Origin of the sequence: Glutamicibacter sp. BW77 (assembly GCF_002332285.1) — a bacterium.
Taxonomy (GTDB): domain Bacteria; phylum Actinomycetota; class Actinomycetes; order Actinomycetales; family Micrococcaceae; genus Glutamicibacter; species Glutamicibacter bergerei.
On record NZ_NRGT01000088.1, the window covers coordinates 117,225 to 127,154 of the forward strand.

Consider the following 9,930-nt stretch of genomic DNA (forward strand, 5'->3'; position numbering starts at 1 on the left):
ATGATGGCACAGACTAACGCCATTTGACGCACTGCCGGTCAACCTCGAACCAAAATTTCGCAAATTCGGCAAGCGGGGCGTAATACGTAAAAGGCATGAGAGTCAACAGGTGATACCCAATGTGTCGGCTTGGATCCCGCTAAAAATCTGCAGTACGCATTTGCGCCTGCGACTACAGAAATAAGCAGTACTCACACGCAAACTTTATCTAGTACTCAAAACTGTTTAGGGGTATATACTGATTGCGTTTAGGGCTATAAACTAGTACAATGATGAAACAGGCAGACCTGGTAAAAAGGGTTCGCAAGATGGCCAAAGAAGTCGACCTGTCGTTTGAGTTGAAGCGCGAAGGTGGCAACCACACCATCTACGAGCTAGGCGGCAAAAAAATCGTCGTTCCCCGCCACCGCGAGATAAATGAACTCACGACAAAGGGTATCCTCAAGACCACTGAAGAAGCCGTAGCTAGCCACACCAAAAAAATTAGAAGAAGAAACCCCAGAGGTCACCAAATGAAAATTACCGCCATTGCAACCCAGTCCGAGGGTTGGTGGGCCATCGAGGTCCCAGAGGTTGGATTCATGACCCAAGCCAAACGCCTTACCGAAATCGAAAATATGGCCCGCTCACTGGTCGTAGACGTACTCGAAATCAAGCCCGAAACCGTGGAAGTCGAAGTCAAAGTCGTCCTAGACGATGAAATCGCCAACACCGTCAAAGAGGCAGTGTCTCAAATGCGCGAAGCCCAGAAGCAACTAGCAGCCGCCTCCAAAGCCAGCTTCGATGCTGTAAACGAGTTGCGCAATCGCACCGGGTTATCAGTCCGCGAAGTCGCAAAACTCCTACAGATCAGCGCAGGACGTGTCACCCAGATCTCCCAGAAGGACGCCCCAGCCACCGCTCCAGTGGAGGGCGAAGGAAACTTCCATGTACTTACTGTTGCTGAGTCGAAGCGAGCAGACTTCGTCCTTGCGAACTAACCAGCTATAGGAACGGCATAAAGGGAGACGACCTTTCCTTACGCTGTTCTATGCCGCCTACAGTGTCAATGAGGACACCATCAACCTGCCGATCGATGGATAGACACCAACCCCTCAGCTACTTCCTCCGCGAATTTACAGCGTCCATAAGGGATGTAACCGGGTTCGCTGTGTGGTTTAACGCTCCATTTCATCAACCTCCGAAACAGCATGAAGCATCCCGGACCATGAACCAACCGCCGCCATGCATCGCGCATCACAAAATTTGAGTTTTAGATGAACGCGAAAACACAGCCTTAGCAGGCCTCGCCATCTTCGGACTAATAGTGGCAATCATCGGCGGATGCCTCGGGTACCCACGGGTCGGCTCTGATTCAATTCTGTAACTTCGCTGTGTTTTAGTAGCACTCAGGCAGAGATAACAATGACGTTCATCGAATTCAATGCAGATTGGGTTTAACACAGAAAACCGTCCATCCTCATAAAGGGGTGGGCGAACTCAGTACCTAGACGGGCCCTGGCATGGCCTGAAAAATAAGAGGTGAGCGGCCAAGTGCTGCTATACCGCCACAGAACCACGACGTCTCCTCTGCGTCCCTAATTTTATAAGAGGTCAGGGATTAGCGTGCGTAGAGTCAAATCTCTTAAAAGCCTTGGGCGTCGGTGCCCTCCTCTTTAGCAGAACATCTAAACCGTCAGGTTCGACCTCAAGAAGAGCTACCAAGCACACCCCCAAATTGGCTCTGCGCGAAACTTCTTACGTCACGGTGTCTCTAATACTCGATTAGCTTGGAACACACCGATAGCATCGAGACATACATACAAATAAACTCAGGAGTAGATCAATGCCGCATAAGGTCAAAGCCGTTATTTCCCGTGCCAAAGACGCACCGGTAGAGGTCGTGAACATTATCGTCCCGGATCCAGGTCCGGGAGAAGTCATCGTCGATGTACTGACCGCTGGCGTTTGCCACACCGATCTTCACTACAAGCTCGGCGGCATCGGCAACGACTACCCATACCTGTTGGGCCACGAGTCCACCGCGGTAGTCAGCCAGATCGGCGAGAACGTAACCAACGTAGCCGTCGGCGACCGAGTGATCCTGAACTGGCGTGCAGTGTGTGGCCAGTGCCGCGCCTGTGCGAAGGGCCAGGCCCAGTACTGCTTCAATACCGCTAACGCCACCCAGAAGATGACTCTGGAAGACGGCACCGAGCTCTCCCCCGCGCTGGGCATTGGTTCCTTCGCGGAGAAGACCCTCGTGGCCGCCGGACAGTGCACCAAGGTGGACGAGGAAGCAGATGCCGCGGCAGTAGGCCTACTCGGCTGTGGTGTCATGGCAGGCATCGGCGCGGCAATCAACACCGGTGAAGTCAAGCGTGGCGAATCCGTAGCAGTTATCGGCTGCGGCGGTGTGGGTGTGGCAGCAATCGCCGGCGCCAAGCTGGCCGGCGCAACCACCATCATTGCAGTGGATCTGAACCCGGAAAAGCTGGAAACCGCCAAGCAGCTGGGCGCTACCCACACCATTGATTCTTCGAAGGGCGATCCGGTGGAAGCCATCAAGGAGCTGACCGGTGGCTTCGGCGCGGACGTCGTCATTGACGCGGTAGGCCGCCCGGAAACCTACAAACAGGCCTTCTACGCACGCGACCTTGCAGGTCGCGTAGTTCTAGTAGGTGTGCCAACTCCAGAAATGAAGCTGGAACTGCCGTTGCTGGATGTTTTCGGACATGGCGGTTCGCTGAAGTCTTCGTGGTACGGCGATTGCCTGCCAAGCCGCGACTTCCCAATGCTCGTTGAGCAGTACAAGCAGGGAAACCTGGACTTGGATGCATTTGTCACCGAGCGCATCAAACTGGACGAAATTGAAGCAGCCTTCGACAAGATGCATGAAGGCACCGTACTGCGATCAGTAGTGGAGCTCTAATGACTGTGAAGATTGAAAACGTCGTCACCTCGGGGACTTTCTCCCTAGACGGTGGCACTTGGGATGTTGATAATAACGTCTGGGTCATCGGTGATGATTCCGAGGTTATGGTTATCGACCCGGCCCACGATGTGGCAAAGATCCTTGAGGTCGTCGGTGACCGCGAAGTGATGGCAGTGCTGCTCACCCACGGGCATGATGACCACATTCGCGCGGCTGCAGAGTTCTCTGACGAGGTCGAAGCACCGTTGTACCTGAACCCTGACGATTTAATGCTCTGGGACGCCATCTACCCCGAGCGCAAGGTCGATGCAGAAATTCAGGAAGGCGACACCTTCACCATCGGTGACACTACCCTGACCGCAATCCACACCCCAGGGCACTCGCCAGGTTCGACCTGCTTCTATGCTCCGGACCTCGGCGTGCTGTTCAGTGGCGATACGCTGTTCAATGGTGGCCCAGGTGCCACCGGGCGCAGCTACTCGAGCTTCGAGACGATCGTCGAGTCGATTCGTACCAAGTTACTGGTCTTGCCAGAAGCGACAGTGGTGCACACCGGTCACGGCGATGCGACCACTATTGGTGCCGAGGCACCTAATTTAGATGAATGGATCAAGCGCGGGCACTAACCCCGCTGTTGCTCTTCTAACTGCCGGTTAACTCTTTGAGAGTTGACCGGCAGTTTTTTCCTCCTTCTCACCCTCAGCTGATAAATACGTGGCAAGATAGTTCCCATGTCAGAACGTATTAGCCAGCCTTCGCGAAGAATACCGCGCAGTGCTTTTAGCTTCGGAATTTTATTATTGCTCGCAGGCATCATGCTGGTGTGGTGGGATAGCAGGCAAATGGTCACGCTTTACACTGGCTCTTACGTCTCACTACGTGAGGACACGTTCTATTTCGGACCCAGCCTCGCCATGATCCTGGGCCAACTGATGATCGGGCTCGGAATCGCAGCGTGCGGTGTAGCCGCCGGTTTCAGCTACTCCAACCGAGCACAAATTCGGCAGATTTCCCCTGCGTTGATCATCGGGCTCGGCATGCTGTTATTGCTTCTCGGAGTTGGCCTGCTGTGGTGGGATAGTTACCAGGTCAAGGAGTTCGGCTGGTTTGCTTACGCACCGTTGAGTAACGCGGAGCTTCAGGGAGAGCTGACGGCGAGCGCAGCCCCAATTTTTGGAAAGATCGCCTTGGGGCTCGGTTTCCTTGGGTTGGGTGTTGCTGGCGGCCTAGCTTGGGGCCGGCGTGACCGAACCGGCGAGCGCCTGGCTTAGAAGAGCGCGTTAGTGTGCTCTTCTATGAGTTCAGCTGAATTATTTCGCACGTTACCCACGGCCGAGTCGACCTCATACATGGTCCAGGTGGACGCCACGTCATAGGCTTGAGCGCGGACTTCTTCGATCAGCCCTTCGCCATCTTCTTCATCGGGGTTAAGCCAGCGGGACATCATTGCCTTATCCAACGGGATCGGTAGTCTGTCGTGCAGTCCGGCAAGTTCACCTAAAACACCGGGTTCTTCGGCGGAGGGCGACTCCATGGTGAGGATCGAGGTCGATAAGATCCAGTCGCCGTTCTCGTCTTTCCACCACTCGTAGAGGCCGGCGAAAAACATGAGCTTGCCGTCTTCACGGTGAACGAAAAACGGCCGTTTCTTGCTGCCTTCCTTCTTCCACTCGTAGTATCCCTGCATGGGCACCGCCGCCCTGCGCTTTTTGACGGCCGCACGAAAAGTTGGTTTGCTGGCAGCGGTTTCACTGCGTGCGTTGAAGGCGCGTACACCCACCGATAGTTCTTTAGCCCATCCAGGCACTAGGCCCCACCGCGCTACGTGGATTTGGCGGTGCAGCTGGACATCGATGAGCCTTTCGAGCACTATCGGCACATCTGTGGTGGGTGCGACGTTCCATGAGTGACGTAGCTGCAAATTATCATCCGCTTCAGCTTCTGCCTCCGCGACCAGATCACCAATGGCTTTGGCCATCACGTATCGTCCACACATGTTTTCACTTCCTGTCGCCCTTGGTCGTTGGGCACCAGTGTAGTCCGCATGACTGTTGTTGGCGCGTTCCTCGCTTAGCTAAGAAAATTCCTCTGGCTTGCGCCCCGTAAAGCGGAACAAACAGCAAGCTCACATGGTTACATGAAGTATGAGCAACGAATTAAATCTTGAAAAGTATGTTCCTGCTGCTGGCGGGGTCACCATGTTCACCACTAGCTGGTGCGGTTACTGCCGTAACCTCAAGCGTCTGATGGATCAGAAGGGTGTGGCGTACACCGAGGTCAATATCGAAGAGGTTGAGGGCACCGCCGAGATCGTGGAATCCGTTAACGGCGGAAACCAGACCGTGCCGACCTTGATTTTCCCAGATGGTACCGCAGCCACCAACCCACGAATCGAAGAAGTTGTCGAGCGCGTAGGCGCCTAACTTCCTAGTTGCAGTCCGCACAAAACTTTTGAAGCCTGCTACCTTCCCATCAAAGGGAGGTAGCAGGCTTCTTTAAGTTGATCGTTACGGAGCTGTTAGGCGTCGAGAAGTTCTGTATGTTCGCGATAGACCTCTAGCAACGCCAGAACGAAGTCTTCTACGGTAAGGCCCGAGACCAAGTCATCCGCGGCGCCAACGGTGGATGGATCCATGGGGATTTCCAATGCGCGATAGACCGTGTCGAGTACCGAACGCAACGGGGCAGAATCTTCAATGACAAATACGCTGCTAAATAGCCAGGCACCGGAGATCACCCGTTGAGCGGTGCCGATAAGTTTGACCGCAGAACTGGCACGCGAGCTGTCTGTAGGGACCCCATGTACCGAGTAGTCCCCAGGGCAGTACTCGCCATCAATCGGTCCCACATGGGCATCAACGTGCAGCTTCCGAAAAGCTCGGGCATAAAGATCTGCGAATACTTTAAAACGTTGTTGCTGCCCAATAATTGCTTCGGAGTGTGGTTCGATATGATCCACGATCAATGTGCCGCGGTGGTATGCAGCCGCACGTCCCCCGGCTTTGCGTACCAGTGGGGCGTAGCCAGCTGCCTGGGCTGCTTGGGCGGCACGTTCAAATCCCGGTAGCCGGATATCACGCTGCCCAAAGGCTAGCGTTGGATCAGGTCGATAAAACCTTAATAGTGGCCCCCTGGTTCCGGCCTGAACTTCTCGCAGTAGTTGCACACCACGTTCCAAGTCAGCTTCGGGATCCCCACTAGCATCCTCAAACTGATAGGACAACGGCGCGCTCGATTCGGGATTCCAAAGGGTCATGTTCCGAGTCTAATTCAGTTCGCTACACACGCCCGCCCACCGCAGCTTATCTCGACCTGCGAGAGCCGTGAAAACAATCGCCCGATTCGAATTACCCAAGGTTCTGCGTGATAATAATCTGGTGCCTCTTTCTTCCACCCCTGTGATCCTCCTCGGCGGGCCTTCCGGCTCGGGTAAGTCATACCTTGCCAACCGATTTGGCAATCCGCATCTTCCCTTGGATGAGTTCTATCGACAGATCAGCGAGGATGGACGCCCGGAAGAATTCCCACGCACCGGGTATGGCGAAATCGATTGGGATCATCCCGACACCTGGAATATGCAGGCAGCACTGAACGCGGTTGGCGAACTCCTAGTCCAAGGCCACACCATGGTGCCGAACTACTCGATCGCTACCTCCAGCTACACCGGACACCGTGAAGTGCACGGAACCGGCGGCCCGATTATCGCCGAGGGGATATTCCTGTCCGAGGTACTGGAGCCGTTGCGAGCCAAGGGCATCAATGTTCAGGCGTACTACGTCGATGAGCCAGCACTCTTGACCTCAATCCGGCGTTTTATCCGAGATGTTTCCCAGCGTCGCAAGCCGGTCCTGTTTTTATTCAAGCGCGGCTATGCCCTGTTTCGGGCGCACGGCGCAGATCGCGAAACTTACCGCGCTAAGGGCTTCACCATCATGCCGAAGGCACAGTTAAAGAAGCTCTTAGCGCAGCTCGCTGAAACCTCGCGCTAGAGCTGGCGAACAGTCAGAATCTGCTCGGCACGGCCAAAAGGTCCCGAAGTATCGTGTAACACGGTAGAGGTTAGCCCAATGCCGTCGGTACCGTAGCTTTGCTGTGCTTCTAGCCCCAGCCATTGGCCTTCAGGTTCCCTATACATGTGGATCTGTAGATCCAAATTGGGGAACATCCAGTTTCCTTTTCCAGGTTCAGCGCGTGGTGCCACGCCGTTGGCGGTATCTACTAAACCAATCAGACTGGCCAAACGCGAAGCTTGCACGCTGTCGACCAAAGCATATGGGGTGCGTAGCCAAGCGATCCCTTTACCGCGGCGGTGCCCTGGGGCGGCACGCATTTCAATGGAACGAATATAGCCACCGGGCCACTGCGCAGAGAGGTCCTGCACTTCACTTTCCTCAGGTCCTACAACCGTCGCGTCTTCGATTCCCGCGACCACGGTGGAATCAGCAGTGATGACGCGCCAAGCTCGGGCGACGATACTGGTGCGCCCCTTAGCGGTCATCTCAGCTTCAATCAGTTCAATGGTGCGCCCCGGCCTGATCATCCGAGTCGTGATTTCAAATTCACCTGCGTGAATCAACCCATGAATTTCAAAACTCAGCCGAGCGATACGCATGTCATCTCGGGGCTGAAAGTTCTCCAAAGCATGGGTCAGGATTCCCGAAGCAGGGGCCATATGCTGCTCGTGAGCGTTCCATGCGCCCTGCGTATGCCACGACGAACGATAACGACCGTCTCCCAACGTTTCAAAGTAGAAGTCGCCGTTGGCGAGGATCTTATCCAGTTCCTCTTCGAGCTGGTGTGTCATGAATCAATCTCCCGATCTACAAACTTGTGGGTCCTAGCTCACAGCCTAACCAAACTTGGACAGAGAAGTGGCTTAGCTCTCTCGCCCGTCGTCGTGGTGTGCTCTAGTCCCGGCACTATCCATCATGCTCAACACCTCGGAGACACCACCGATGGCGCGAATGACGTGCGGAGTCATGGTGTCGAATTGCGCCGCTTGCCCGGATTTCACATGGAATACCCGATCCCCCAAGGTGAGTTGAATTTCGCCTGACAGTACTGTGAACCATTCCTTACCCGGGTGCACTCGGGCTTCGGTTGGTGCGATATGTTGCTCCGGATCAAAGCGGATCTTCGTGACCACCACCCCGTTGACGGCGTCGTCATCGGAAAGCTTCCACATCGTCATACCTGGAACTGTGATGGGCTCAGGGCCAATAATTACGCCTTTCCCATCGGCTGGGGCTACCAATTCATCCAAGGTTGTACCCAATGATCTAGCAATAGGAACTAGCTGGTCTAGGGCTATACGTCTGTTCCCAGTTTCGATTCGGCTTAGCGTAGAGACGCTGAGACCTGCCCTTTTGGCCAACGAATCCAAAGACCAGCCATTGCTTTGCCGCAATGCGCGTATACGTTGTCGAATTACCGAGTCCAAATCTATTTCTTGCGTCATACGCAAAAAGATACACGATCCATGCAAGAAGTCGATAGTTTTGACCATGAACAAGTAATCACAACGCAAGGAGAACACCATGGAAAACTTTGACGTAGTCATCGTCGGCGGAGGCAGCGCAGGACTGGCAGCTTCCATAGCGCTAGGCCGCTCACGGAGGAAAGTGCTCGTGGTTGATGAAGGCAATCCCCGCAACGCCGTTTCAGCACATGCTCACAATGTTCTTGGACATGAGGGAATTAGCCCGAAGGACTTGATCGCCTTGGGTCACGCCGAAGCTGTTAACTACGGTGTCGAATTCGTTTCCGCGCACATCGAATCGGTTCAGGGCTCGATTGAAGAGGGATTCAAGATATCTACCCCATCATCGCAGTGGACCGCACGACGCATCGTTTTGGCAACAGGCGCACGCGATATCTTGCCCGAGATCCCCGGACTTCAACAAGCATGGGGCGTCTCCGCGCTACATTGCCCTTACTGTCACGGTTGGGAGGTGCGCGATCAGCAAATTGCAATCCTCGGAGTGAGTGAAATGAGCACCCATCAGGCCCTGCTTTTCAGCCAGCTCAGCGGCAAAGTCACCTTCGTCAACCACACCCCAGAAAAACTCAGTGCTGAAAATCGTGAGCTTCTAACCGCGCTCGGAATCGAGGTGATTGATTCCTCAGTGACCGGGCTAGCGGTCAACGATAGTGGTCAGGTCAGCTCGCTCAGCTTGGAAAACGGTACGGACTTTGAAGTTCAAGCTGTCGTTGTAGCGAGCCAGGTTACTGCGAACGCCTCAATTTATTTGGAGCTGGGTGGCGAACTCAGCGAAAACCCGATGGGCACGTTCATTTCAGCCGAACAAACGGGGGCCACAGGCATCCCCGGAATCTATGCTGCAGGAAACGTTGCTAGTATCGGCGCGATGATTGGCGCATCAGCTGCTGCCGGAACCATGGCCGGTGCGTTCATTAATGCTGAATTAGCCATGGAAACCGTGAAGAAAAAAATGGGACAAAACGAGGTTCAGGCTTGAACCCTCCCCTAGGGGCAGACCATACGATAACCATATGGAGTACAGCATTGGGGAATTTGCCACGTTGATGAACGTGACGGTGAAGGCGCTTCGCCACTATGAAAAAATCGGCCTACTCAAACCAGTACGGGTTGATCAGCTCACTGGATACCGAAAATATACTTCGGCCCAGTTTGGAACGGTGATGCTGATTCGTCAGTATCGCGCACTGGGACTCACCCTGGCAGGTATCAAACGTGTCATTGTTGATGACGTGGATGATGACACCTATGAGGCCATCCTGAGAAGCAGTCAACGTGTCTTGCTCGGTCGCATTTCCAAGGACTTAGAAACCTATGGAGCGCTTGCCGCGCAACTCGAGGAGCAGGACGAACTCTCAAAATTTGCAGAAATGTATAAACAAATGACCTCGGTTATTTATGATCTAGTGCCGCCTCCAACACTCATCGACTGCATGTTGCTACCGCCACCAGAAATTGAGAGTCTTGCTTCCGAGTACGGCCCGTCGCGCTCTTTACTGGCTCTACTGACTCTTCC

Annotated in this window: 12 protein-coding genes; 8 read left to right on the plus strand and 4 right to left on the minus strand. The window is 54.4% G+C overall.

The window, feature by feature from the left end; genetic code table 11:
• The first annotated feature begins 308 nt into the window (after positions 1 to 308).
• The 4 genes from CIK74_RS18070 to CIK74_RS18085 all read left to right on the plus strand — a co-directional run bounded on the left by CIK74_RS18070 (position 309) and on the right by CIK74_RS18085 (position 4,185).
• Positions 309 to 980 carry a type II toxin-antitoxin system HicA family toxin gene (locus CIK74_RS18070; RefSeq protein ID WP_170947938.1) on the plus strand — a complete coding sequence of 224 codons (672 nt, stop codon included), beginning with the start codon at positions 309 to 311 and terminating at the stop codon, positions 978 to 980.
• 845 nt (positions 981 to 1,825) lie between these two features.
• Entirely contained in the window at positions 1,826 to 2,911 is a 1,086-nt protein-coding gene (locus CIK74_RS18075) for an S-(hydroxymethyl)mycothiol dehydrogenase (RefSeq protein WP_096257813.1), read from the plus strand.
• Complete coding sequence (locus tag CIK74_RS18080) at positions 2,911 to 3,540, plus strand: MBL fold metallo-hydrolase (RefSeq protein WP_170947948.1); 630 nt, start codon at positions 2,911 to 2,913, stop codon at positions 3,538 to 3,540. Before CIK74_RS18075 ends, CIK74_RS18080 begins: the two co-directional genes overlap by 1 nt.
• Positions 3,541 to 3,645: 105 nt before the next feature.
• A complete protein-coding gene (locus tag CIK74_RS18085; protein ID WP_141392999.1) occupies positions 3,646 to 4,185 on the plus strand; it encodes a hypothetical protein in 540 nt (179 codons plus the stop codon).
• Here CIK74_RS18085 and CIK74_RS18090 read toward each other — a convergent pair.
• Positions 4,182 to 4,910, minus strand: coding sequence for an SOS response-associated peptidase (locus CIK74_RS18090; RefSeq protein ID WP_096257816.1), 729 nt, complete (start codon positions 4,908 to 4,910; stop codon positions 4,182 to 4,184). The genes CIK74_RS18085 and CIK74_RS18090 overlap by 4 nt on opposite strands.
• A gap of 148 nt (positions 4,911 to 5,058) precedes the next feature.
• On the opposite strand from CIK74_RS18090, the gene CIK74_RS18095 reads away from it, so the two are divergent.
• On the plus strand, positions 5,059 to 5,337 hold the full coding sequence (locus CIK74_RS18095; protein ID WP_096257817.1) for a mycoredoxin: 279 nt from the start codon (positions 5,059 to 5,061) through the stop codon (positions 5,335 to 5,337).
• Between the two features lie 95 nt (positions 5,338 to 5,432).
• On the opposite strand, the gene CIK74_RS18100 is transcribed toward CIK74_RS18095, so the two are convergent.
• Positions 5,433 to 6,170: a lipoate--protein ligase family protein gene (locus CIK74_RS18100; protein ID WP_240520586.1), complete on the minus strand. Its 738-nt coding sequence runs from the start codon at positions 6,168 to 6,170 to the stop codon at positions 5,433 to 5,435.
• A gap of 121 nt (positions 6,171 to 6,291) precedes the next feature.
• On the opposite strand from CIK74_RS18100, the gene CIK74_RS18105 reads away from it, so the two are divergent.
• Complete coding sequence (locus CIK74_RS18105) at positions 6,292 to 6,903, plus strand: hypothetical protein (protein ID WP_096257829.1); 612 nt, start codon at positions 6,292 to 6,294, stop codon at positions 6,901 to 6,903.
• On the opposite strand, the gene CIK74_RS18110 is transcribed toward CIK74_RS18105, so the two are convergent.
• A complete protein-coding gene (locus CIK74_RS18110; RefSeq protein ID WP_096257818.1) occupies positions 6,900 to 7,718 on the minus strand; it encodes a thioesterase family protein in 819 nt (272 codons plus the stop codon). The genes CIK74_RS18105 and CIK74_RS18110 overlap by 4 nt on opposite strands.
• 72 nt (positions 7,719 to 7,790) lie before the next feature.
• The gene (locus tag CIK74_RS18115) at positions 7,791 to 8,510 is read right to left on the minus strand and encodes an XRE family transcriptional regulator (RefSeq protein WP_343251935.1); all 720 of its coding nucleotides are present in this window, start codon (positions 8,508 to 8,510) and stop codon (positions 7,791 to 7,793) included.
• Between CIK74_RS18115 and CIK74_RS18120 the strand changes: the two genes are divergently transcribed.
• Together CIK74_RS18120 and CIK74_RS18125 are read left to right on the plus strand one after the other, a co-directional pair.
• A complete protein-coding gene (locus CIK74_RS18120) occupies positions 8,452 to 9,393 on the plus strand; it encodes an NAD(P)/FAD-dependent oxidoreductase (RefSeq protein WP_096257819.1) in 942 nt (313 codons plus the stop codon). The two genes, CIK74_RS18115 and CIK74_RS18120, sit on opposite strands and share 59 nt — an antisense overlap.
• Positions 9,394 to 9,427: 34 nt before the next feature.
• The coding region (locus CIK74_RS18125) for a MerR family transcriptional regulator (protein WP_141393000.1) at positions 9,428 to 9,930 on the plus strand (503 nt) is incomplete at its 3' end.